This is a genomic window from Bradyrhizobium stylosanthis, assembly GCF_001641335.1.
Classification (GTDB): Bacteria; Pseudomonadota; Alphaproteobacteria; order Rhizobiales; family Xanthobacteraceae; genus Bradyrhizobium; species Bradyrhizobium stylosanthis.
The window spans coordinates 1,430,438-1,454,047 of record NZ_LVEM01000001.1 but is presented as its reverse complement, the minus strand read 5'-3'; the positions used below and the strand labels follow the sequence as shown (position 1 = coordinate 1,454,047).

General features: G+C 64.5%; 18 protein-coding genes and 1 pseudogene. 15 read left to right on the top strand and 4 right to left on the bottom strand.

Annotated features, from left to right (window positions below; all coding sequences use genetic code 11):
• Positions 1-78: 78 nt before the first annotated feature.
• Together A7X65_RS43805 and A7X65_RS07090 are read left to right on the top strand one after the other, a co-directional pair.
• A pseudogene (locus A7X65_RS43805) lies at positions 79-243 on the top strand (DUF1275 family protein); the annotation flags it as partial.
• Positions 244-476: 233 nt separating this feature from the next.
• The gene (locus A7X65_RS07090; protein WP_063683548.1) at positions 477-3,230 is read left to right on the top strand and encodes a decarboxylase; all 2,754 of its coding nucleotides are present in this window, start codon (positions 477-479) and stop codon (positions 3,228-3,230) included.
• A 9-nt stretch (positions 3,231-3,239) separates the two neighbouring features.
• Here A7X65_RS07090 and aspT (A7X65_RS07085) read toward each other — a convergent pair whose 3' ends face one another.
• Positions 3,240-4,946, bottom strand: a complete 1,707-nt coding sequence (aspT, locus tag A7X65_RS07085) for an aspartate-alanine antiporter (protein ID WP_245323337.1) — start codon at positions 4,944-4,946, stop codon at positions 3,240-3,242.
• Positions 4,947-4,957: 11 nt separating this feature from the next.
• On the bottom strand, positions 4,958-6,649 hold the full coding sequence (aspT, locus tag A7X65_RS07080; RefSeq protein ID WP_063684846.1) for an aspartate-alanine antiporter: 1,692 nt from the start codon (positions 6,647-6,649) through the stop codon (positions 4,958-4,960).
• 319 nt (positions 6,650-6,968) lie between these two features.
• Here aspT (A7X65_RS07080) and aspD point away from each other — a divergent pair, with 319 nt between their 5' ends.
• Both aspD and A7X65_RS07070 read left to right on the top strand, forming a co-directional pair.
• Positions 6,969-8,603 (top strand): aspartate 4-decarboxylase, encoded by a 1,635-nt coding sequence (gene aspD / locus A7X65_RS07075; RefSeq protein ID WP_063683546.1) that lies wholly within the window; start codon positions 6,969-6,971, stop codon positions 8,601-8,603.
• A 61-nt stretch (positions 8,604-8,664) separates the two neighbouring features.
• Positions 8,665-9,093 (top strand): hypothetical protein, encoded by a 429-nt coding sequence (locus tag A7X65_RS07070; RefSeq protein WP_063683545.1) that lies wholly within the window; start codon positions 8,665-8,667, stop codon positions 9,091-9,093.
• 73 nt (positions 9,094-9,166) lie between these two features.
• Here the strand turns inward: A7X65_RS07070 and ppk2 are convergent, their stop codons facing one another.
• A complete protein-coding gene (gene ppk2, locus A7X65_RS07065; RefSeq protein WP_063683544.1) occupies positions 9,167-9,967 on the bottom strand; it encodes a polyphosphate kinase 2 in 801 nt (266 codons plus the stop codon).
• Between the two features lie 25 nt (positions 9,968-9,992).
• The gene (locus A7X65_RS07060) at positions 9,993-10,445 is read right to left on the bottom strand and encodes a hypothetical protein (RefSeq protein WP_063683543.1); all 453 of its coding nucleotides are present in this window, start codon (positions 10,443-10,445) and stop codon (positions 9,993-9,995) included.
• A 161-nt stretch (positions 10,446-10,606) separates the two neighbouring features.
• On the opposite strand from A7X65_RS07060, the gene A7X65_RS07055 reads away from it, so the two are divergent.
• From A7X65_RS07055 to hfq, 11 genes are all read left to right on the top strand, one after another.
• Positions 10,607-11,041 (top strand): hypothetical protein, encoded by a 435-nt coding sequence (locus A7X65_RS07055; protein ID WP_063684845.1) that lies wholly within the window; start codon positions 10,607-10,609, stop codon positions 11,039-11,041.
• Entirely contained in the window at positions 11,034-12,266 is a 1,233-nt protein-coding gene (locus A7X65_RS07050; protein ID WP_063683542.1) for an HlyD family secretion protein, read from the top strand. The genes A7X65_RS07055 and A7X65_RS07050 overlap by 8 nt, the downstream gene beginning before the upstream one ends.
• Before the next feature lie 20 nt (positions 12,267-12,286).
• The gene (locus tag A7X65_RS07045) at positions 12,287-12,700 is read left to right on the top strand and encodes a hypothetical protein (RefSeq protein ID WP_063683541.1); all 414 of its coding nucleotides are present in this window, start codon (positions 12,287-12,289) and stop codon (positions 12,698-12,700) included.
• Between the two features lie 182 nt (positions 12,701-12,882).
• Positions 12,883-14,766, top strand: coding sequence for a sensor histidine kinase (locus A7X65_RS07040; RefSeq protein ID WP_063683540.1), 1,884 nt, complete (start codon positions 12,883-12,885; stop codon positions 14,764-14,766).
• Between the two features lie 107 nt (positions 14,767-14,873).
• Positions 14,874-15,869, top strand: a complete 996-nt coding sequence (locus tag A7X65_RS07035; RefSeq protein WP_063684844.1) for an ABC transporter substrate-binding protein — start codon at positions 14,874-14,876, stop codon at positions 15,867-15,869.
• A 117-nt stretch (positions 15,870-15,986) separates the two neighbouring features.
• The gene (locus A7X65_RS07030) at positions 15,987-17,648 is read left to right on the top strand and encodes a DUF3300 domain-containing protein (RefSeq protein ID WP_063683539.1); all 1,662 of its coding nucleotides are present in this window, start codon (positions 15,987-15,989) and stop codon (positions 17,646-17,648) included.
• Positions 17,645-18,565 (top strand): DUF2950 domain-containing protein, encoded by a 921-nt coding sequence (locus A7X65_RS07025; protein ID WP_063683538.1) that lies wholly within the window; start codon positions 17,645-17,647, stop codon positions 18,563-18,565. The genes A7X65_RS07030 and A7X65_RS07025 overlap by 4 nt, the downstream gene beginning before the upstream one ends.
• Positions 18,549-19,010, top strand: a complete 462-nt coding sequence (locus A7X65_RS07020; protein WP_063683537.1) for a hypothetical protein — start codon at positions 18,549-18,551, stop codon at positions 19,008-19,010. Before A7X65_RS07025 ends, A7X65_RS07020 begins: the two co-directional genes overlap by 17 nt.
• Before the next feature lie 207 nt (positions 19,011-19,217).
• The gene (locus tag A7X65_RS07015) at positions 19,218-21,656 is read left to right on the top strand and encodes a sensor histidine kinase NtrY-like (protein WP_063683536.1); all 2,439 of its coding nucleotides are present in this window, start codon (positions 19,218-19,220) and stop codon (positions 21,654-21,656) included.
• A 17-nt stretch (positions 21,657-21,673) separates the two neighbouring features.
• Positions 21,674-23,044 (top strand): nitrogen assimilation response regulator NtrX, encoded by a 1,371-nt coding sequence (ntrX, locus tag A7X65_RS07010; protein WP_063683535.1) that lies wholly within the window; start codon positions 21,674-21,676, stop codon positions 23,042-23,044.
• Between the two features lie 312 nt (positions 23,045-23,356).
• Positions 23,357-23,605 (top strand): RNA chaperone Hfq, encoded by a 249-nt coding sequence (gene hfq, locus A7X65_RS07005; protein WP_007591126.1) that lies wholly within the window; start codon positions 23,357-23,359, stop codon positions 23,603-23,605.
• Positions 23,606-23,610 lie beyond the last annotated feature (5 nt).

Sequence of the window (23,610 nt, the reverse complement as noted above, 5' to 3'; positions counted from 1 at the left end):
TTGATCCAGATCAAGCCTGGCCGGCGGCATGCCGCCGCCAATGCTGATGATGCGTTCGCGACAGCAGCCATTGCCGACATGAGCACTCTGGACGTCGCAGCCGGCGCGATCCGCCGCGATGAAACGGTCGGAATCGTGCTGCTGCTCGCTTTCGCCGGCGGCTATATCGACGCCTATACCTGGATCATTCACGGCGTGATGGCGAATGCGCAGACGGCCAACGTGATCCTGCTCTGGGTTCATGCGATGGGAGCGAAGTGATCAGATGAACCCGTCGTCCGATGCGAACGGTCCGGCCGGCTGCCTCTCCCGGTGCCGCCAGCGGCTGTGCGTGCTGCGTTGCATAGAGCGTCGGCCGCCGAACGCGCGAGCCAGCATAACGCGCGACCGTTGACTTGGATCAATGGAGCCGTGCGGGCCGCACTCACGATCCGCCATCACCTTCGCCCCAAGGCCGGCACGATCGGGAGAGAGCCATGTCCAAAGACATCAAGCCCGCACAGAAGCGCATCGACCAGTTCTTCTCCGGCCCCGGTGCCCGGGCAGACGACTGGCGCGACCTCGTGGAAGCAGCGAAGATGTGGGCGCGCGTCGGCAATCGCGCGGCCTATGATGCGGCGCTGGCCGATCTTTCGGTCATCGAGGAATTTCACGGCTATCCCGGCATGCAGTTGATGGCGGCGCTGCGGGAAGCCGCCGCTGCCGGCGACGGCGCGACCTCGTTCGCGCTTGCGACCAGGATTGCGCAAGCGCTGGCGACGCGGTCGTTCCGGCAGCATGCCGGCGACTGGAGCGCAAAGGACGACGGCAATGGCGATGCGCCCGAGCTGGTGCCGCCGAGCTTCGGCGCCCATTCGGTGCGCCGGCCTTATTTCGAGACCCTGATCGTCACCGGCGTGTCGTCCAGCCATTGGCCGGCGCTTGCGGCGGAATGGCGCAAGCTGCGGCGTCCGGTCGATGCCTTCATCTATGAGCCCGTCATCGTGGGCAACCTCGAGGATGCCTTCTGCGCGACGATCCTCAACCCGAACATCGGGGCGGTCATCGTCAACGAGGGCTTCGGCCTGCGCTCCCGGCACAATGCGCCGGTGCTCCGCTCGATGATGGCCGCGGCCGGTCTCAACGACGAAACCGACGCCTCGGCATTGCGGCTCGCGCAGATCATCAAGCGGGTCAGGCCCGAGCTCGATCTCTACATGATCTCGAACCACGACGTGGAGGAGCTGGCGGGCAATCCCCAGGCCAGCGTGGTTCGCCGCATCTTCTATTCGGTCGAAGAGCTTCTGGAGCTGCACCTGTCGATCCTCGAAGGCATCCAGGATCGCTACGACACGCCGTTCTTCGACAATCTGAAGAAATACGCGCAGCGCCCGATCGGCACCTTCCACGCGCTGCCGATCGCCCGCGGCAAGTCGATCTTCAAGTCCGACTGGATCCGCGACATGGGCGAGTTCTACGGCCCGAACCTGTTCCTGGCCGAGAGCAGTGCCACCACCGGCGGCCTCGACAGCATGCTGGAGCCGACCGGCAACATCAAGAAGGCGCAGGAGAAGGCGGCGAGGGCGCTCGGCGCCGATCGCGTCTTCTTCGTCACCAACGGCACCTCGACCTCCAACAAGATGGCTGTGCAGGCGCTGCTCGCGCCGGGCGACATCGCGATCGTCGACCGCAACTGCCACAAGTCGCATCACTACGGCATGGTGCTCGCCGGCGCCCAGCCGCTCTATGTCGAAGCCTTCCCGATGACGGAATACTCGATGTACGGCGCGGTGCCGCTGAAGACGATCAAGCAGGCGCTCCTCAACGCCCGGGCCGACGGCCGGCTCGACCGCATCAAGCTGATCGACCTGACCAACTGCACCTTCGACGGCCACATCTACAATACCCGCCGGGTGATGGAGGAGTGCCTCGCGATCAAGCCCGACCTGATCTTCCTGTGGGACGAGGCCTGGTTCGGCTTCGCGCGGTTCTCGCCGTTCCTGCGCCGCCGCACCGGCCTCGGCGCCGCCAACGAGATCGAGGCGTGGATGCAGGATCCGAAGTCGGTCGCGGCCTATGAGAAGCAGCAGGCCGAGCTCGGCAAGAACCCATCGGATGAGCTGCTGCTCAAGACCCGTCTGATCCCCGACCCCAGGCAGATCCGGCTGCGCGTCTACCAGACCAACTCGACCCACAAGTCGATGTCGGCGATCCGCCAGGGCTCGATGCTCTCGGTCAAGGACGTCGAATTCCATACCGTCGAGCAGCAGTTCAAGGAGGCGGTGTTCACCCACGCCTCGACCAGCCCGAACCAGCAGCTGATCGCCAGCCTCGACATCTCGCGGCGGCAGATGGAGCTGGAGGGCTATGGCCTCGTCGCCAACGCGATCGAAATCGCGTTCGCCATCCGTCAGGCGGTCAACAAGAACCCGCTGATCTCGAAATACTTCCGCATCCTCGGTGCCGACGCCATGGTGCCGGCACAATACCGCCAGAGCGGCTTCACCGACTTCTTCGCCGATGGCGTCAACTGGGCGAACAGCCTCAAGAGCCTGGACGAGGACGAGTTCTGCCTCGACCCGACCCGCATGACGCTGGTGTGCGGCATGGCCGGCTTTGACGGCACCCAGTTCAAGGGCATTCTGGCCAACGAGTACAACATCCAGGTCAACAAGACCTCGCGCAACTCGGTGCTGGTCCAGTCCAACATCAACAACACCCGCAGCGACGTCGCCCATCTCATCCGCGTGCTCGCCGAGATCGCGGGCGAGATCGACCGCGGCCTTGCCCAGGGCGGCGCCAATGCCCGGAAGACCTTCGAGGCACGGGTGACGAGCCTGATGAAGGACGTGCCGGACCTGCCGAACTTCTCGCACTTCCACCCGAGCTTCCGCGGCGATGCCGGCACCAAGACCAACGAAGGTGACATCCGCACCGGCTTCTATGCGGCCTATGACGTCGCCGGCTGCGAGCATATCCGCCTTGGCGATCCCGAGATCGACCGGCGGCTGAAGGCTGGCCCCGAGCTCGTGTCGGCCAATTTCGTGATCCCGTATCCGCCGGGCTTCCCGATCATGGTGCCCGGGCAGGTCATCACCCAGGAAACCATCGACTTCATGCGCAAGCTCGATGTGAAGGAGATCCATGGCTACGACGCCAAGGAGGGACTGAAGCTCGTGCGCACGGAAGCCCTGGCGAAACTCGGCCGGCCGAAGCCCGCTGCCCAGCCAAAGCTGAAGGCCGCGTCATAGTGCGGCCGGTCAGGCGGCGAACACGACCACGATGAGCGACCCCCAGGTCGTCAGCAGAATGTTCGCGACGGGATAAGCCGGCGTGTATCCGAGCACGGGCACCGGACTTCCCGATCGCTCCTGGAGCGCGGCCATGGCGGCCGTGACCGTTTGCGAGCCGGTCAAGCCTCCGAGGAGAAGGATCGGGTTCATGCGCAGGACGTAATGACCGAAGCAAAATCCGACCACCTGCGGCAGCAAGGTCACGACCACGCCGCCCAACAGCAGGGCAACGCCGGACTCGCGCAAGGCGGACAGGAAGATCGGACCGGCGTGGATCCCCGTGAGCCCGACAAAGGCGGCGAGGCCAAGTGACGTCATCAGGCTGACGGCACCGTCGGGGATATGTCCGAAGCGCGGATTGAGCGTGCGGAGATAACCGACCAGAAGCCCGGCCAGCAGCGTGCCGACGCTGGTACTGAGCGCGATCTTGATGCTGCCGACGGGAAAGCTCACGAGCACGCCGACGATGCCGCCAAGGAAGATGGCCAGCCCCATCACGACGAAATCGATGCTGCTGCTGGGCGCAACGATGACGCCGATCATCTTCGCCGCATTCTCGACGGCCGGTTCGGGGCCGACGATGCGCAGAATATCACCACGCTGCAGGACGATCCCGGGAGCAATCGGAAGCTCCTGGCCGCCCCGGGTCAGCGAGCGAAGATAGAGGCCGTGCGTCCAGTCCTGCTGCGAGACCTCTTGCAGGTTCATCCCCGCAAGTTTTGCGTTGATCAGGAATATTTCCACGGAGATCAAGGGAATGTCGAGCAGCTCCCTGTCTTCGACCTCCTCGGCACGCGCTCCGACCAGCTCGACAATGATCTGACGCGGAGCCGATATCGCGATGACGTCCCCGGGCGCGAGGATGCTGCCCGGTTCCGACGGGAACGCGCGTTCGCCGCGGCGGATGCGATGGATGAATACGCGGTGCTCCGACCCGCGCGCTTCGGCGGCTGCGACTGTCAATCCGATCAGCGGAGAGCCCGCGTCCAGCCGATAGGCGCGCAGTTCGAACTTCCGCCATGCGGACGCCAGACCCGGCTTGCTCCGGCTCATTCCCAGCGATTGCTCGAGCTTGAGCGCTTCGTCGCGCAGGTCGATCTTGAGGAGGGCCGGCGCGACCACCGTGATCCACAGGATCACGCCGGCATAGCCGAAGATGTAGCAGACAGCGTCCGCGACCGCGATGTGCGAGACATAGAGGGCCCGCTGGGCCTCGGGCACTGCGAGTCCGTTGATCGCGTCGGTCGCGGTTCCCATCGCCGCGCTTTGTGTGAGGGCGCCCGACATCAGCCCGGCGGCGAGGCCGGGATCGAGACCAAGGACCTTCCCCGCGACGATAGCGGTGACAAGACCAGTGACGCATACGACGACGGCGAGCAGCATCGGCTGCAGCCCGCCGCGTTTCATCGCCTGCGCGAATTGCGGACCGACGGAATAGCCGACGCCGAACAGAAACAGCAGAAACAGGAAGGATTTGGTCATGCCCGACACGGGCACGTGCGCGAAGTGCCCAACCACGAGGCCGGCGAACAATGCGCCGGTGACCGGGCCCAGGCTGAACGTCCCGATCTTGAAGCTTCCGATCCAGTAGCCCGCGGCGATCACGAGGAACAGCGCGAGCTCCGGATAACGGACGAGAAACTGCTCCAGCCAGGTCAGCATCCCAGTCAGCACGTCGAACCGCCCTACGTCATCAGCATGACGAGCACCATGCCCCAGATCGTCAGCAGCGTGTTTCCGACGGCGTAGGTGACGGTATAGCCCAGCCCCGGAATTTGGCTCCGCGCGCGGTCATTGATCATGCCGAGCGAAGCCGTGGTGGTGCGTGCGCCCGAGCAGCATCCGAGCACGATCGCGTCGTGGAAGCGGAACACGTATTTGCCGACATACATTGCGAGAATCAGCGGCACGGTCGTCGCCACCACGCCCCACAGGAACAACCCGATGCCGAGCGCCTTCAGGCCGGCAACGAAGCCCGGTCCCGACGAGATGCCGACGATGGCAATGAAGACGTTCAGGCCGACCGAGTTCATGAACCAGACGGTCGGCGAGGGGATCCGGCCGAAGGTCGGGTGCACGGAGCGCAGCCAGCCGAAGAACAGGCCCGAGATCAGCGCGCCGCCGGAGGTGGACAGGGTCAGCGGGACGCTGCCGACCTTGTAGACGATCGCGCCGATCAGCGCGCCGATGGCGATGGCGGCACCGATGAAAGCCACGTCGGCCACGTCGGTTGCCTTGTCCGGCCGCCCCAGCATCTTGGTCGCCGCCGCGACATCCGGCGTACGTCCCACGATGGTGACGATATCGCCGCGATTGATCTTGGTGTTGGGCAGGATCGGGATCTCGACCGCAATCGCGCCTCTGGTGATCTTGCGCAGGAAAACCCCACGCGATGCCCGGACCTGCGCCAGTTGTTCCAGGGTCTTGCCGTCGACCTCCTTGCTGGTCACGTAGACATCGACGCCTTCGATCGGCATCGAGAGCAGCTCGCGGTCATCGACCTCCTCGGCCTGTTCGCCGATCAACTGCACAAGCACGTCGCGCCGGCCGGCGACTGCGACGACGTCGTTCGCGTGGATCACGGCGTCGGCGGTGGCGTCGACGATCTTCCCGTCCTGCCGCATGCGCAGAATGAATACGCGATGATCGGGGAGGAGCGCCTCGGCTTCCTGCACCGTTTTCCCGACCACTGGGCCGCGCTCGCGGACGCGGAAGGCGCGGACGTCGAACTGGTGCCACGCGGTGCCGGGACCGCCCAACTGCTTCTTGCCACCGTGCTCTTCCTCGTACTTCTTGCACGCGGCTTCGAGGTCGATGCCGAGCAGGGCCGGGCCAAAAAGCGCGAGGACGATCGCTGATCCGACCGTGCCGAAGATATAGGTGACCGCGTAGGCGACCGGCATGCCGTCGAGGATCTTCTTGGTCTCTTCGGGCGACAGACCGAGCCGGTTGATGGCATCGGTCGCCAGACCCATGGATGCCGAGATCGTCTGCGAGCCTGCGTAAAGTCCGGCGGCCGAGCCGACATCGTACCCCGCAATCTTCGCCGCGACGTAGGGGGCAATCAGACAGAACACGCAGACGACGGCCGCAAAGATCGCCTGGGGCACGCCGTCTTGCGCGATCCCGCGCACGAATTGCGGTCCGACGCCGTAGCCGATGGCGAACAGGAACATCAGGAAGAAGAACGGCTTGAGCGGCCCCGTCACCGTGATCCCGATCTGACCGATGATCACAGCAGCAACCAGCGTCGCGGTGACGGCCCCGAGCCCCAGGCCCTTGTACGTGAAGGAGCCGAAATAGTAGCCGAGAGCCAGGGACAGGAAGATCGCAATTTCCGGATAGCTCTTGAGCGTCTGAAAGAACCAGTCGATCATGATGTCACCCCTTCGTGCACCGGCGCGCGCCCAATTCGCTCCGCGCCACGTTGCGACGATCCCGAGAACGAGATCTGAACCCGTGTCGATCGGAATGAGGCGATGGCCTGCGGCCGACATGTTGATTTATGTCAACGGCTGAGCATGGCCGCGCCCACGATCGAGCGGCGTCACTTCGCTGCGTCGCGGGGAAAGCGGGTCACAAGACCCTTGAGCTAGATCAAGGTCCGAGCTCGGCTGCCGCTCATCGTAAACGCGATGACCGGCGTGAATCCTCCTCCACCTCGTCCCAACAGATAGCACCGTCCTGGAGTGTCCTATGGCCGATATCCTGACGCTGAAGAAATTCGAGGCGCTGAGCCCGTTCGAGATCAAGGACGAGCTGATCAATCTCGCCAAGGCGACGTCGAAGCGGACGCAGTCCGCGTTTCTGAACGCTGGGCGCGGGAACCCGAACTGGGTGGCCACCACACCGCGCGAAGGTTTCTTCCTGCTGGGGCAATTCGCGATCACCGAGAGCAAGCGGGTCATGGAGCACGCGGCCGGCCTCGGCGGCATGCCCCAGGCCAAAGGCATCGCCGCACGCTACGAAGCCTGGCTCGCCAAGCATTCCGACATGCCGGGGGCGAGCTTCCTGTCGGAGATGCTGCCCTTCGCCGTCAAGAAATTCGGCTTCGAGCCGGACGCCTTCATCCACGAGCTCGTCGATTCCATCATCGGCGACAATTATCCCGTGCCGGACCGCATGCTGGTCCACAACGAGAAGATCGTGCACGAATATCTGATGTGGGCGGTTTGCGGCGAGCCGCGGCCGGCAGGCAAGTTCGACATCTATGCAGTCGAGGGCGGCACGGCGGCGATGTGCTACCTCTTCAAGTCGCTGAAGGCCAACCGCCTGTTGCTTCCCGGCGATACCATCGCGCTGGGAACGCCAATCTTCACGCCCTACATCGAGATGACGCATCTGGAGGACTACGATCTGAAGGTCGTCCAGATCAAGGCGCCCCAGGAGAACAAATTCCAGTTCACCGACGAGGAGATCGCCAAGCTCGAGGACCCGAAGATCAAGGCGTTCTTCATCGTCAATCCTGCCAATCCCAGCGGGATGGGGGTAAGCCCGGAAACGATCGGCAAGCTGAGCAAGCTGGTCAAGACCAAGCGTCCCGATCTCATGCTGTTGACCGACGATGTCTACGGCACCTTCGTCCACGGTTTCCGTTCGCTGCTGGGCGAACTTCCGCACAACACCATCGGCGTCTACTCCTATTCCAAGTATTTCGGCTGCACGGGATGGCGGCTCGGCGCCATCGCCATTCACGAAGACAACATCTTCGACAAGATGATCGCCAAGCTGCCCGACGCCGCCGTCAAGGCGCTCGACAAGCGCTACGGGCCGCTGACATTGGAGCCGCGCAAGCTGAAACTGATCGACCGCATCGTCGCCGACAGCCGCGACGTTGCGCTCAATCACACCGCGGGCCTGTCGCTGCCGCAACAGGTGATGATGAGCCTCTTCTCGCTCTCGGAGATGATGGACACCAAAAAGGCCTATCAGGCCGCCTGCATGGACATCGTCAACAAGCGTCTGTGGGCGCTGCTCGACGGGCTCGGCCTTGCCGACAAGATGACACCCAATCCGAACTACGATGCCTATTACGGCTTGATCGATTTCGAGTTCTGGGCGCGGAAGAACATCGGAGACAAAGCCGTCGACTATCTGAAGAAGAATATCCATCCGCTCGATCTCGCATTCCGCCTGGCCGAGGCCCACGGCATCGTATTGCTGAACGGCGGCGGTTTTGATGCACCCGAATGGTCCCTGCGTGTATCGCTGGCCAATCTTCCGGACGATGTCTACGACGACATCGGTCGCGGCGTCCGGGCCATCGCACGAGGTTACCGGGACGCATACGAGGCCTCGGTGGGAGGCGAGAATGCCAAGGCGGCGCGATAGCAGGCCCGCCTGCGGGTCCGGATTCTTTGGACGTCAAACATCAAGAAGGGGAACGAAAGTCATGAGAGGGTTTGTTGTTGGTGCTGCTCTGGTCCTCACTGCTGTCAGTGCCGTCAGCACGCCCGCGCGTGCCGAGACCGGCGATGTCGCCGTCGTCTTCACCAAGGGCGGATTCATCGTCGGTGTCGGCGGCGGCGAGGGCGTGCTGCTTCTGAGAGGCAAGAAATATCCCTTCACCGTCTCCGGCATGAGCGTCGGATTCACGATCGGCGCATCGACCAGCAAGTTCGTGGGCAAGGCCCTCAATCTGAGGGGGCCCGCGTCGATCGAGGGCTCCTATGCGGTGGGCGGAGCCGGCGGCGCGGTTGCAGCCGGCGCCGGTGCGGTCCAGCTGCAGAACGGCAATGGCGTGATCCTGCAGCTCACCGGCCCGAGGATCGGCGCGGAGGTGTCGGCCGCGGTCGGCGGCGTGACGATCCGCCTGAAATAGGGCTGACGGGGACCTCAAAGCGAACGGGCTGCGGTGACGCAGCCCGTTTTGCTGTTCGATATGATCGTACGTCTCAGTAGCGTTCCTCGACGAACTTCAGTCCGCGCAGGCTGGCCTGGTCGTTGTAGCGTCCCTTGTGCGACCGCGACGGCAGCTTGACCTTGTCCCGCTTGACCTTTTTGTAGGGAATCGTCCGCAGGATGTGCGAGATCACGTTGAGCCGCGCCCGCCGCTTGTCGTCGGAGCGGATCAGCCGCCACGGCGCGTGCTTGGTGTCGGTCGCCTCGAACATCTGGTCCCTCGCGCGCGAGTAATCGTACCAGCGCCCGAACGACTCGGTGTCCATCGGACTGAGCTTCCACTGCCGCAGCGGATCCTCGATGCGCGCCTGGAAGCGGCGCTCCTGCTCCTCCATCCCGACCTCGAGCCAGAGCTTGATCAGGATGATGCCGGCGTCGACGGCGAACTTCTCCACCAGCGGACACAATTCCAGGAATCGCTTGTGCTCGGCCGGCGAGCAGAAGCCCATGACATATTCGACGCCGGCGCGGTTGTACCAGCTGCGGTCGAAGATCACGATTTCTCCGCCGGCCGGAAATTGCTCGATATAGCGCTGCAGGAACAGCTGCGATTTCTGCCGGTCGGAGGGCGTGGGCAGGGCGCAGACGCGGAAGACGCGCGGGCTGACCTTTTCGGTCAGCGCCTTGATCGTGCCGCCCTTGCCGGCGGCGTCGCGGCCCTCGAAGATGATGATGATCTTCAGCTTCTGGGCTTTGACCCATTCCTGGAGATGACACAGTTCGACCTGGAGCTTTTCAAGCTTCTTCTCATAGTCCTTCCGCTTCATCTTCTCCGCGGGCTCGTCCTTGGCCATGGCGGTCCCTTCGCTGCTGCGCGCGTCAATCGTCCCATGAAATCGTCACGCCGATGTCGCCGGGCACGCCGCCCGGAAAATCGATGATCTGATAAGCGATGCGATAGCCGCGCGGCTTCAGGTAATCGGTCCAGAGCTGGAAGATCTCCTTGGGAATGCCGGTCAGCGTATTCTCCCAGCCCTTTTCCATCTGGTTGATGGCGCGTCCCTTGTCGGTGCAGAGCGAGTTGGGGAAACGATAGACCAGCACCTCGGTGAGGCCATTGCGCACCGCGCGCTGGATGATGGTCGAGGCGAGCTTGATCTTTTCCTCTTCGCTCTTGCCGGAGGGCTTGCTCAGCCGCTCGATCAGGGCGCGCTTCTCGGCCTCGGCTGCGGCAGCGAGGCGGACATATTCCTCGGCCTTCTCGGCCTCCTTGAGGGCGGCTTCCTTTCTGATCGTGGCGGCGTTGGGAATGAGATGATCGAGGCCGGGCATGGCGGCGGCTCCCTGTGCTTGTGAAGTCGGCATTCACAAAACGCTATGTTCGGTAGGGGGCACTCCCTTGATTCAAATCAAGCAAATTGGGATGCTGCCTGAACAAGGTGCCGTAGAGCACGTTTGACCGGGAGAGACGTTTGAGCGACCAGCTGCATCCGATGGCCCCACACCATCTGCCGTTCTATCTCGCGCCAGGCAGCGGGACCGATACGCTGATGGTGGTGATGGGCCTATTCCTGATCGGTACCATCCTCTGGGTCGGCACGCTCTATTGGAAGCTGCACAGCCTGCCCGAACGGATGGCGCACAAATCGCAGAAGCTGCAGTTCGAGCTCGTCGCGGTGCTCGGTCTGATCTCGCTCTTCACGCACATGCACATCTTCTGGATCGCCGGCCTGTTGCTGGCGCTGATCGATATCCCTGACTTCGGCACGCCGCTGCGGAGCATCGCGGATTCCGTGGAGAAGATCGCCGATGCGACGCCGGGCGAGGCCGGCGAGAGGGATGCTGCCGCCCAGGCGAGCGGCGAGGCCGAATTGCCGCCGGCGGACAAGCCGGGCCCCGCCAAGGAGAAGGAGCACAGCCATGTTTGAGCTGATGTTCTGCTCGCTCCTCACCATCGTGCCGGATTATCTCTACCGCCGCTATGTCCAGGGCAAACGCCTGGGCAAGGAGATCACCTTCTTCTCGATCTGGTACGAGCTGCGCTGGGGCATCACTGGCTGCCTGATGCTGACAGTGTCGCTGATCACGATGATCTTCTACTTCCATCCCGCGACGGACTCCGCGACCCTTTACTACCGCACCGTGCCGATCCTGCCGGAAGGATCGGGGCGCGTTGAAGAGGTGAAGGTCAAATTTAGCCAGCCCGTGAAGAAGGGCGATGTCCTGTTTACGCTGGACGCCTCCAGGCAGCGATCTGCTCTCGAGACGGCCAAGCGAAAGGTGGCCGAGGTTGATGCCACGTTGACGACCGCGCAATCCGATGTGGTCAAGGCGGAAGCCCAGATCCAGGAAGCCAAGGCCAATTACCAGCAGGCCAAGGACGAGCTCGACGTCAAAAGTGAGCTGCAGAGCCGCAATCCCGGTATCGTGCCGCAACGTGATATCGACAAGCTCAAGGTGCTGGTCGATCAGCGTCAGGCGGGGATCGATGCTGCCACGGCGTCAATGCAGACGGCGAGCCTGCAAGTCTCAACCATGCTGCCGGCGCAGAAGGCCAGCGCCGAGGCCGCGCGGGATCAGGCCCAGGTCGACCTCGACAAGACCACCATCCGTGCAGGGGTCGATGGACGCGTCGAGCAGTTTTTCCTCCGTCCCGGCGACCTCGTGGCGCAGATCATGCGGCCGGCCGGCGTTCTCATACCTGATGGTGCCGGCAAGAGCGCCCTTCAGGCTGGCTTCGGCCAGATCGAGGCCGGCGTGTTGAAGGAAGGCATGGTGGCGGAAGCCGCCTGCATTTCCAAGCCGTGGGTGATCATTCCCATGGTCATTACGAGCGTGCAGGACTACATCGCCGCTGGACAGATCCAAGGCGGCCAGCAACTGATCGAGGCACAGAGCACGATAAAGCCAGGCACTATTCTGGTGTTCCTCGAGCCGCTCTACAAGAACGGTCTTGACGGCGTCACGCCGGGAAGCAGCTGCATCGTCAACGCCTATACTAGCAATCACGAGGAGATTTCCGCTGCGCATACCAGCACGGGCCGCGCGGTCGCCCTGCACGTGGTCGACGGTGTCGGGCTTGTTCATGCGCTTCTCCTGCGCATTCAAGCACTGTTGATGCCGATCAAGACGCTGGTGCTCAGCGGCCATTGAGCCCGGGAGGAAATGACGCGATGAACGGTCCGAAAACGATCGCATTCTGTGCAGCATTGCTCGTCCCGCTGGCCGTCATGGCTGGCCGCGCCCATGCCGTCGAGCTCAACGGCGCATGGGTCGGCGATCCCGACAATTGCGCCAAGGTGTTCGTCCGCAAAGGCCCCCAGCTCGGCTTCACCGACATGTCGGACGTCTATGGCGGCGGCTTCATTGTCGACGGCGATCAGATCATCGGGAAATTCGCGCGCTGCCGCATCAAGGCCAGGAAGGACAGCGGTCCGAACGTCAACCTGGTTGCCTCCTGCGCCACCGACATGATGCTGTCGAACGTCCAGTTCAGCCTGAAGGAGCTGGATGCAAACAGCGTCGCACGGCTATTCCCGGGCATGGAGGACATGGAGATCCGCTATCACCGTTGCCCGGCGCCTTAGCGCCCGGCGACGGCTGCCGGGCTCCATGACAGCCGTCCTGCGTGCAGGGCAAGCCTCCCTATGGCCGCCTCACCACGCGCTGCCGAAGCGTGATCTCACGGACTGTCCGTGCCCGCCGATTGCCGCTAGGATGCCCTGAAAGCAGCCGTTGGAAGCTGCGAGGATTGGAGCTGAGCGGGTGAATGTCCTCTGACTCGGTCAGGCCGTGGCCAGCCGCGGCCCTGCTGCTGTGCGTGAGCCTGTTCGCCGCCATGTGCCTATCGCTCGGACCGGCCGGAGCCGTCGAGCGGAGCCTGCGCGGCGAGCTCAAGCGCGTCCTCGTGCTGCATTCCTTTGGCCGCGAGTTTCGCCCCTGGAGCGAGTATGCGCGCGCCATCAAGGCCGAGCTCGAGCGGCAATCGCCGTGGCCGCTCGACATCCAGGAGCATGCGCTGCTCACGGCGCGCTTCAACAATCCCGGTCCCGAGGCGCCGTTCGTCGAATATCTGCAATCGCTCTACCAGGGGGCGCTGCCCGACATCGTGCTGAGCATCGGCGCGCCCGCCGCCCGGTTCGCGCAGCGATATCGCGCCAAGCTGTTCCCGGACACGCCGCTCGTCCTCGCCGCGGTCGAGAGCCGGCTGGTCAATCGCGCCGACCTCACCGACAACGACGTCGTCGTCGCGATCCGCAACGACTTCATGGCCGCGTTCGACAACATCCTTCAGCTGCTGCCGGACACCAGGAAGGTCGCGATCGTGATCGGCGCCTCGCCGCTCGAGAGGTACTGGGTCGAGGAGGTGAAGCGGGACCTGAAGCCCCTCGGCGAGCGACTGGAGCTCGTCTGGTACTCGGACCTGTCGTTCGAGGAGATATTGAAACGCGCCGCGAAGCTGCCGCCGCACACGGTGCTGTTCTGGGGCCTGATGTCGGTCGATGCGGCCGGCATCGTCCACGAGAGCGACATGGCGCTGCGCAGCCTGCGCGCGGTCGCGAACGCGCCGATCTTTTCCTACCAGGACCCGTTCTTCGGCGGCAGCACCGTCGGCGGCCCCATGCATTCGGTTGCGCAAACCAGCGCGCGGACCGTCAGCGTTGCGATCCGCATTCTCGGGGGCGAGAAGCCTGCGAGCATCAACTACGAACCGCTGGGTTTTTCGCCGCCCCGATATGACTGGCGGGAATTGCAGCGCTGGGGCATTAGCGAAAGCCGCCTGCCTACCGGCAGCGAGATCCTGTTTCGCGAGCCGAACATCTGGGAGCGCTTTCGCTGGCAGATGCTGATGATCACGGCCGTCTTCCTGGTCCAGGCCGGGCTCATCACCGGGCTGTTGCACGAACGCCACCGCCGCCGGCTCGCCGAAGTGGAATCGCGCCAGCGGCTGGCGGAGCTCGCTCACGTGAACCGGTACTCGGCCGTCGGCGAGCTGACGACATCGATCGCGCATGAACTCAACCAGCCGCTCGGCTCCATCCTGACCAACACCGAGACGGCCGAGCTCATGCTGAGAGGGGCCTCGCCCGACATGGACGAGATCCGGCACATCCTCGCCGACATCAGGCGCGACGATCAGCGGGCGAGCGAGGTGATCCGCAGGCTGCGCAGCGTCCTGAAGAAGACGCCGTTCGAGGTCAGGGACATCGAGCTCAACGACACCGTGCGGGAGGCGATCGGCCTCGTAAGGGCGCTCGCCGACGGCCGCCGCATCGCGCTGGCCTATATGCCCGTATCAGCGGATCTGCATGTCCGGGGCGATCCCGTGCAGCTTCAGCAGGTCGTGCTCAACCTGATCATCAATGCGATGGATGCCGTCTCGGACGGCGACATGAAGAAGCGTGAGGTCAGCGTGTCGACCGTCCGTGCCGGCCACCAGGCCGAGATCCAGATCGCCGATACCGGCCCGGGCATCGCCTCCGCCGATCTCGGCAGCGTCTTCAATCCGTTCTTCACGACCAAGCCGGAGGGCATGGGGATGGGGCTTGCGATTGCGCGGACCATCGTCGAGGCCCATCACGGCACGATCGCCGCCGAGAACCAGCCGTGGGGCGGTGCCCTGTTCACGATCAGGCTGCCACTCATAGATTGACACGAATACATTGATCTCGATCAAACCTCCGCCCGCCGAAGCCGTTTTGTTCGCACTTGCGTCATGGCCGGGCTGGGCGCGGGCATGGTGGGGGTGGGTGGTTGATCATGAAGCGCCGCGAGTTCATGGCCCTGCTTGGCGCTGCGGCTGCGTTTCCAGCCGCGGTGCGGGGGCAGGAAAGGGCGCCGTGGCAGTCGATGCCGTCGGTGGGCGTCCTGACCGGCAATATTGCGAGCGATCCCGGCGCCCAGATGCGCGTCGATGCCTTCCAGCAGGGACTGGCCGATCGCGGCTGGATCGCCAATCAGAACTATCGGCTCGAGATCCGCTGGCCAGGGCCCGATCCGGCGCGCCAAAGACTGGAGGCGCTCGAGCTCGTCGCCGCCGCACCCGACGTCCTGTTCGCGACCAGCACGGGCACGACCCGGGCGCTGCGCGATGCGACGCAGCGGATTCCGATCGTCTTCGTCGGGCTCTCCGATCCCGTGGGGACCGGTCTCGTCGCCAATCTGGCGCGCCCGAGCGGCAATCTGACCGGCTTCTCGCTCTACGAGCACTCGATGAGCGGAAAGTGGCTCAGCCTGCTCAAGGACATGGTGCCGGGCATGGCGCATGCCGCGGTTCTGTTCAATCCGGACTCGGCACCCTACGCGCCGTTCTACGTCGAGGCCGCACACCAGATGGAGAACCGCCTCGGCATGAAGGTCGCGGGCGCGAGCGTGCGAAGCGCAGCCGACATTGCCGGGGTCATCGACGCGGCAGCGCGCAACGGCGCCGGCCTCGTGGTGTTGCCGGACGGCGGCTTCTTCGGCGCACAGAGCGCGATGACGATCTCGCTGCTGGCACAGCGCCGCGTGCCCGCCATCTTCGCGGTCCGCTTCTACGCCGCCAATGGCGGCCTGATGTCGTATGGTGCCGATCTGACCCAGCAGTTTCGCGATGGCGCCGGCTACGTCGATCGCATCCTGCGCGGAGCGGATATCCGCACGCTGCCGGTGCAATTCGCCAGCAAGTTCGAGCTCGTCATCAACATGAAGGCCGTAAATGCGCTCGGGCTGACCGTGCCGGGCCGGTTTCTGATCGAGGCTGAGCTGATCGAGTGAGGCCTTCGGTCTTGCGTTGCAGCACAGCGACCGGCCCCGTTTCGTTGATCTCGATCAACGAACGCCCATGCCGCGGCCCCGATCTTCGCGTTCGGAAAGCTGGAATGGAGGGTGGACATGTCTCGCTGCAGCAAAACCCTGATGGCGGTTACGCTGATGCTGGCGCTGCCGTTGGCGGCAATCGCGCAGACGGCCGACAAACCGGCGACCCCGAGCACACAGGCGCAGCCGGCTCCTGCGCCGGCACCGGCACCAGCACCGGCCGCAGAGCTGTTGAAGCCGGAGCAGCTCGAAGCACTGGTCGCGCCGATCGCGCTCTATCCCGACGAGCTGCTCGCCAACGTGCTGGCCGCCTCGACCTATCCGCTCGAAGTGGTGCAGGCCGACCGCTGGCTGAAGGAGCGCAGGACGCTGAAGGGCGATGCGCTGCGGACCGAGGTGGAGAAGCAGGGCTGGGACGACAGCATCAAGGCGCTCGCCAGCACCGCCGACGTCCTGACCATGATGAGCGACCAGCTCGAATGGACCAAGAAGCTCGGCGATGCCTTTCTCGCGCAGCAGCCCGACGTGATGGATGCGATCCAGCGCCTGCGCAACAAGGCCTATGACAACAAGAAGCTGACCACCACCAAGCAGCAGAAGGTCAGCGTGCAGTCGCAGGAGGGCAAGCAGGTCGTCGTGATCCAGCAGGCCGATCCCGCGGAAATGTATGTGCCGTATTACGATCCGGCGACGGTCTATGGCAGCTGGCCCTATGCGGAATATCCGCCGTATTACTGGGGCTATCCGTCCTATATCGGCGCGGGCGTTGTTGCGGCAGGCCTTGCTTTCGGCACGGCCTGGGCGATCGGACGCTGGGGCAATTATTGGGGCGGCGGTTGCAACTGGGGCAACCGCAACGTCTACGTCAATCATCGCACCACCAACATCGGTAACGGGTGGCAGCACAATCCGGCTCATCGCCAGGGCGTTCGCTACAACAACAGCAATGTTCAGCAGCGCTTCGGCAACAACAATCTGAAGGCCGGCGTGTCGGACCGGATGGATTTCCGCGGCCGTGACGGCAATCAGGTGCTGCGTCCCAATCAGGGCGCGGGCGACCGTGCGGGCGATCGCGCGGGAGATCGTGCAGGTGATCGCGGCGGGCCCGGTGATCGCGCCGGCAATCGCGGTGATCGTCCCAGTGCGGGCACGCGCGACCGGCCGGGCGGCGGCGATCGGGCCGGCGCCGGAGACCGGGGCAAGAACGCTGGCAATCGCGCCAAAGGTGGCGGAGACCGTGCCAAGGCTGCGAACCGTGCCGGCGGCGGAGCGGCCAATCGTGGCGGCGGCGGCAATCGCGGCGGCGCGATGAACGTCTCTTCCGGCCGGGCGGCGAGCGCGGCATCGGCGCGTGGACGCGCCAGCATGGCGAGCATGCCACGCGGCGGCGGAATGGCGATGCGTGGCGGTGGAGGCGGTGGCTTCCGCGGCGGTGGTGGAGGCGGTGGGCGAGGCGGCGGCGGTGGCCGGCGCTCGGACATCGCGCTGAAGCACGACATCACGCTGCTCGGCCATCTCGGCAACGGCCTCGGCTATTACCGCTTCAGCTACATCGGCAGCGACAGGGCCTATGTCGGCGTCATGGCGCAGGAGGTCGAAAGCGTGATGCCGGCGGCGGTGAGCCGCGGCAGCGACGGTTATCTGCGCGTCCACTACGACATGCTCGGCCTGAAATTCCGCACCTACCGCGACTGGCTCGCCGGCGGCGCGAAGATTCCTGCGGAGGTGATGCAATGACCCGCCTGAAATCGTTTCGCCGCGCCGTATTTCCGGGCCTGATCGCGCTGGCCTTGCTCGGTACTGCGTCGCAGGCGCAGCAATCCTACAAGACCCCGGAAGACGCGGCCGCCGCACTCGCGGCCGCGGTCAAGAGCGGTCCGGACGACATCCTGAAAGTGCTCGGTCGGGCCGCCGAGGACATCGTCTCCTCCGGCGACGAAGTCGCCGACAAGGATATCCGCGCGCGGTTCACCTCGATGTATGACGCCAAGCACGGCATCAAGGCGGAAGGCAACAAGAGCGCGACGCTGTTCCTGGGGCCGGACGATTTCCCGTTCCCGATTCCGCTGGTCAACAGCAAGACCGGCTGGGAGTTCGACACCGACGAGGGGCGCATCGAGGTGCTTCGCCGCCGCATCGGCCGCAACGAGCTCGATGCGATCCAAACCGCGCTCGCTTATGTCGATGCGCAGAACGAATATGCCGACAAGGATCGCGGCGAGGGCGCCGGCGTCTACGCACAGCGCTTCCTCTCCACGCCCGGCAAGAAGGACGGCCTGTTCTGGCGTGACGATGCGGATCCGAGCCCGCTCGGCGCGCTGGTCGCGGATGCCGCGGCCGAAGGCTACAAGCAAGGCGCAGGCGACGCTCCGGCGCCCTATCACGGCTACTACTTCCGCATCCTGAAAGGTCAGGGTGCGGATGCGCCGGGCGGCGCACTCAACTACGTCGTCAAGGGCAAGATGATCGGCGGCTTCGGACTGATCGCCTGGCCCGCCGAGTACGGCAATTCCGGCGTCATGACCTTCCTGGTCAATCACGCCGGCAACGTCTACCAGAAGGATCTGGGCGCGCGGACCGAATTCATTGCACCGCGCACGACGCTGTTCGATCCCGACCAGACCTGGAAGAAGGTCGATGCCCAGAAGCCTTAGCGTGCGAGGCCTTCGCACTATTGCAGCCAGTGTCGCCGCGCTGGTGCTCGTGCTGCTCGCGATCCCGGCGACGCCAGCCTTCGCGCAGGCGAGCGGCGAGGTCCGCGTCAAGATCGTCAAGGCCGGCCTTCTGGTCGGCGGCGGCGCAGGCAGCGGCGTCCTGACCTATCGCGGCCGGAACTATCCGTTCAAGGTCGCCGGGTTGAGCTTTGGCATCACCGCCGGCGCGAGCGTCGGCCGGTTCGAGGGGCGGGCGTCGGGGATCCGCGAGGTCAGTGACTTTGCCGGGACCTACAGTTCCGTCGGCGGCGGCTTCGCCCTCGTCGGCGGCGTCAACGGCGTCCAGCTGCGCAACGAGAAGGGCGTGAAGCTCACGCTGCAAGGCCCGAAGGCGGGCCTGGAGCTCGCGGCCAATATCGGCCAGATCACGATCGCCCTGAAGTAAGACGGCCGGAGGAGCTTCGGCGAGCGGCCGGCAAGTCTCGAATCCCGCTGCCACCGATTTGGTAAATCATGGCTAAAAGAAGAAGTTGAATTCTCTAAGCTACTGAGATCACGTGGCTATTTGACACTGTAGTGTCTCGGCAACAATGTGGTACGAATACATCAGTTTCCGCCAGCCGCGGATCCGTTTTTCAGCACCATTGCCGGAATGACCAGCGCAGATACCTCGGCCGCATCCTTTGACACGGCCCCAGCCGAAGAACCGCGACGCTGGTCGCCGCGGCGATGGCTGGCGCCCTTTGCCGTGGCGCTCGCACTGCTGTCGGGGCTCCTGACCTTCCTGGTCCTGACCGGGCTGACGCGGATCGATCCGACGCCGGAGGTGGTCCGCTCGTTCTACCTGATCAATGCCGGCACGATCCTCCTGCTGGTCGGGATCATCGTCCGCGAGCTCTGGCAGCTCATCCTGGCGCGGCGGCGGGGAAGGGCGGCGGCGCGCCTCCATGTCCAGATCGTCAGCCTGTTCTCGATCGTCGCCGTGCTGCCGGCGGTGCTGGTCTCCGTGGTCGCCAACGTCACCCTCGAGCGCGGCCTCGACCGGCTGTTCTCGGGGCCGACCAAGGAGGTCATCCAGAACTCGCTGAACATCGCGCGCGCCTACATGCAGGACCACGCGCAGCTGATCCGCGGCGACATTCTCGGCATGGCCAACGACATCGCGCATGCAAGGCCGCTCTACGACCAGGACCGGCGCTCGTTCCGCGAGATGCTCACCGCCAGCGCCAGCTCGCGCAATCTGCCGGGCGCGATGATCATCGACAAGAACACCAACATCCTGGAATCCGCCGACACCGGCATGCGGCTGGCCTATTCGCCGCCGGCCCCCGACTTCCTCAGCAACGTCAACGAGAACGAGCCCGAGATCGCGGTACTGCCGGATGCGAGCTTCGTCGCCGCGGTGATCCGGCTGCGCGCCTTCAACGACACCTTTCTCTACGTCGCGCGGCCGCTCGATCCCAATGTGGTCAACCAGCTCAAGCAGACCGAGGTCAGCGTCGCCGAATATGCCCAGATCGAGTCGCGGCGGCTCGGCATCCAGGTCGCCTTCGCGCTGATGTTCGCGGTGATCGCGCTGACCATCCTGATGGCCTCGGTGCTGATCGGCTTGAACTTCGCCAACTCGCTGGTGGCGCCGATCCGGCGGCTGATGAACGCGGCCCATACGGTTTCGACCGGCGACCTCCACGTCAAAGTGCCGGTGCACCAGTCGGAAGGCGACCTCGCCCAGCTCGGCGAGACCTTCAACAAGATGACGCAGGAATTGCGCAGCCAGCGCGACGAGCTCGTCAACGCCAGCGATCTCATCGACAGCCGCCGCCGCTTCATCGAGGCCGTGCTGTCTTCGGCGAGCGCCGGCATCATCGGTGTCGATACATCGGGCAGCGTCGGCATCCTCAACCGCTCAGCCGAGAAGCTGATCGGGCACTCCGAAGCCGAGACGCTCGGCCATCCGCTCTCGGACGTGCTGCCCGAGCTCGACGAGATGATGAAGGCCGCGCGGGAAGGGACCCAGCGCCTGGTGCAGGGCCAGATCACGATCACCCGCGACGGCGCCGAGCGCAATCTGTCGGTCCGCGTCAGCGCCGAGAAGAACCAGCCGCACGACAGCTACATCATCACGCTCGACGACATCACCGAGCTGGTCTCGGCGCAGCGCACCTCGGCCTGGGGCGACGTGGCGCGCCGCATCGCCCACGAGATCAAGAACCCGCTGACGCCGATCCAGCTCTCAGCCGAGCGCATCCGCCGCAAATTCGGCAAGGACATCACCGAGGCCAAGGACAAGCAGATCTTCGATCAGTGCACCGACACCATCGTGCGCCAGGTCGACGATATCAGGCGCATGGTCGACGAATTCTCGCGCTTCGCGCGGATGCCCAAGCCCGTGATGGAGGGCGAGGACGTCGCCGACACGGTGCGGCAGGCGGTGTTCCTGATGAAGGTCGCCCATCCCGAGCTCGATATCGAGGCGGAATTCAAGGAGGATCCGCTCCGGGCGCAGTTCGACCGGCGGCTGATCTCCCAGGCGGTCACCAACATCGTCAAGAACGCCACCGAGGCGATCGAGCAGGTCCCGCCGGAGGAGCTCGGCAAGGACGGTGGCAAGGGCCGCATCGACGTCGTGGTGTCGCGCGACGGCGAAGACGTGCTGATCGACGTCATCGACAACGGCATCGGCCTGCCCAAGGTCGCGCGCTCGCGGCTGCTCGAACCCTATGTGACCACGCGCGCCAAGGGCACCGGCCTTGGGCTGGCCATCGTCGGCCGCGTGCTGGAGGACCATGGCGGGCGCATCGAGCTGAAGGACGCCTCCGATTTCCGCGAGGGCCAGCGCGGCGCCTGGATGCGGATGCGCTTTGCGATCACGGGCCAGCCCGCGAAGGGCCAGGGAGCCGAGCAGGCGCCCGCGCCCGCGGCCAAGCCCGACACCAAGGACACGCCCCCGGATTCCCCTAGGGAATCCGGCCAGCAATCCGTGAAGGATTCAGACAACGGCCTGGAAACAAAAGAGCCGGCCGCCCAAACCAAAGAGCCGGCTGAAATGACCAATGATTCAACGAAAATCGAAGCCTCAACAGGCAGCTGAGAAGACAGGCGCGACCCATGGCTAGTGAAATTCTGATTGTCGATGACGAGGCCGATATTCGGGATCTCGTTGCGGGCATTCTCGAAGACGAGGGGTTCGTCACAAGGACCGCACGCGACAGCGACTCGGCGCTCGCCGAAATCGCCAATCGCAGGCCGCACCTGGTGTTCCTCGACATCTGGCTGCAGGGCTCCAAGCTCGACGGCTTGCAGCTCTTGGAGCAGGTCAAGAAGGACAATGCCGACCTGCCGGTCGTGATGATCTCCGGCCACGGCAACATCGAGACCGCGGTCGCCGCGATCAAGCGCGGCGCCTATGATTTCATCGAGAAGCCGTTCAAGGCCGACCGGCTCATCCTCGTCGCCAACCGTGCGCTGGAGAACTCGCGGCTGAAGCGCGAGGTCAAGGAGCTGAAGCAGCTCGCGCCGAGCGCCAGCCAGCTCGTCGGACGCTCGCCCAGCATGAACCAGCTGCGCCAGACCATCGAGCGTGCGGCCAAGGCCAACAGCCGCATCCTGATCGTCGGTCCCGCCGGCGCCGGCAAGGAGCTGACCGCGCGCACCCTGCATACCGCCTCGGGCCGTGCCGACGGCCCCTTCGTCGTGATCAATGCCGCCGCGATCACGCCTGAGCGCATGGAGCACGAGCTGTTCGGCATCGAGCAGTCCAACGGCGAGCAGCCGCGCAAGCCAGGCGCGCTCGAAGAGGCGCATGGCGGCACGCTGTTCATCGACGAGATCGCGGACATGCCGCGCGAGACCCAGAACAAGATCCTGCGCGTGCTGGTCGAGCAGTCGTTCCAGCGCGTCGGCGGCACCTCCAAGGTGCAGGTCGACGTGCGCATCATTTCCTCCACCGCACGCAATCTCGAAGAGGAGATCGCGGCCGGCCATTTCCGCGAGGACCTCTATCACCGGCTCTCGGTGGTGCCGATCCGCGTGCCCGCGCTCTCGGAGCGGCGCGAGGACATCCCGGAATTGATCGACTACTTCATGGAGCAGATCTCGGCCGGCAGCGGCCTGCCCAAGCGCCAGATCGGGCAGGACGCGATGGCGGTGCTGCAATCGCATGTCTGGCCCGGCAATGTGCGCCAGCTCCGCAACAACGTTGAGAGAGTCATGATTCTGGCTGCGGGTGGTCCGGAGGTGATCATCACCGCCGACATGCTGCCGCAGGACGTCGGCTCGATGGTGCCGGCAATGCCGACCAGCAACAATGGCGAGCACATCATGGGCCTGCCGCTGCGCGAGGCGCGCGAAGTCTTCGAGCGCGACTATTTGATTGCTCAGATCAGCCGTTTTTCAGGAAATATTTCTCGCACGGCCGAGTTCGTTGGCATGGAACGGTCGGCGCTGCATCGGAAGCTGAAAGCGCTTGGCGTCGGCTAGGCCGCCGCGAGCGAAGTGGATACCGGTCCGCATACAGCGCTCGCACCGGGACAACAGGCCGGGCGCCGCGACGTTGCGGCGCCGCGCTTGGGAAAAACGAACGAAATCATCCATTTCCGTAGTTTTTCGGAGCATTAGAACATCGCCTGCCGCGTGAAGCGGCTTGCCTAATAAGCCGACCTGTCCTCTAATCGAACTGCTGTTCCCTCCGAGGGGGATCTCATGAGGAACGGCAACCGGAGGAGGCCCCGAGCTCGACAAAGAGGGCCGCATCCGGCGCAATAAAAAGAAACTCAAAGCGAGAAAAAAACAATGGCGGCAGACCGCGCACAAAACCTACAGGACACCTTCCTCAATCACGTTCGTAAAACCAAAACGCCACTGACGATCTTTCTGGTCAACGGAGTGAAGCTCCAGGGTATCGTGACCTGGTTCGACAATTTCTGTTTGCTGCTTCGGCGCGACGGTCACTCGCAGCTTGTCTACAAGCACGCGATCTCGACCATCATGCCGGGTGCTCCGATCCAGTTGTTTGAAGGCGGCGAGGATCAGCCGGCTTGAGAGTG

Bases quoted from the DNA above. Each gene is read 5' to 3' on its own strand.
- A7X65_RS07090 (WP_063683548.1), top strand. From the start codon at position 477: ATGTCCAAAGACATCAAGCCCGCACAGAAGCGCATCGACCAGTTCTTC.
- aspT (WP_063684846.1), bottom strand. From the start codon at position 6,649: ATGATCGACTGGTTCTTTCAGACGCTCAAGAGCTATCCGGAAATTGCG.
- aspD (WP_063683546.1), top strand. From the start codon at position 6,969: ATGGCCGATATCCTGACGCTGAAGAAATTCGAGGCGCTGAGCCCGTTC.
- A7X65_RS07070 (WP_063683545.1), top strand. From the start codon at position 8,665: ATGAGAGGGTTTGTTGTTGGTGCTGCTCTGGTCCTCACTGCTGTCAGT.
- ppk2 (WP_063683544.1), bottom strand. From the start codon at position 9,967: ATGGCCAAGGACGAGCCCGCGGAGAAGATGAAGCGGAAGGACTATGAG.
- A7X65_RS07060 (WP_063683543.1), bottom strand. From the start codon at position 10,445: ATGCCCGGCCTCGATCATCTCATTCCCAACGCCGCCACGATCAGAAAG.
- A7X65_RS07055 (WP_063684845.1), top strand. From the start codon at position 10,607: ATGGCCCCACACCATCTGCCGTTCTATCTCGCGCCAGGCAGCGGGACC.
- A7X65_RS07050 (WP_063683542.1), top strand. From the start codon at position 11,034: ATGTTTGAGCTGATGTTCTGCTCGCTCCTCACCATCGTGCCGGATTAT.
- A7X65_RS07045 (WP_063683541.1), top strand. From the start codon at position 12,287: ATGAACGGTCCGAAAACGATCGCATTCTGTGCAGCATTGCTCGTCCCG.
- A7X65_RS07040 (WP_063683540.1), top strand. From the start codon at position 12,883: ATGTCCTCTGACTCGGTCAGGCCGTGGCCAGCCGCGGCCCTGCTGCTG.
- A7X65_RS07035 (WP_063684844.1), top strand. From the start codon at position 14,874: ATGAAGCGCCGCGAGTTCATGGCCCTGCTTGGCGCTGCGGCTGCGTTT.
- A7X65_RS07030 (WP_063683539.1), top strand. From the start codon at position 15,987: ATGTCTCGCTGCAGCAAAACCCTGATGGCGGTTACGCTGATGCTGGCG.
- A7X65_RS07025 (WP_063683538.1), top strand. From the start codon at position 17,645: ATGACCCGCCTGAAATCGTTTCGCCGCGCCGTATTTCCGGGCCTGATC.
- A7X65_RS07020 (WP_063683537.1), top strand. From the start codon at position 18,549: ATGCCCAGAAGCCTTAGCGTGCGAGGCCTTCGCACTATTGCAGCCAGT.
- A7X65_RS07015 (WP_063683536.1), top strand. From the start codon at position 19,218: ATGACCAGCGCAGATACCTCGGCCGCATCCTTTGACACGGCCCCAGCC.
- ntrX (WP_063683535.1), top strand. From the start codon at position 21,674: ATGGCTAGTGAAATTCTGATTGTCGATGACGAGGCCGATATTCGGGAT.
- hfq (WP_007591126.1), top strand. From the start codon at position 23,357: ATGGCGGCAGACCGCGCACAAAACCTACAGGACACCTTCCTCAATCAC.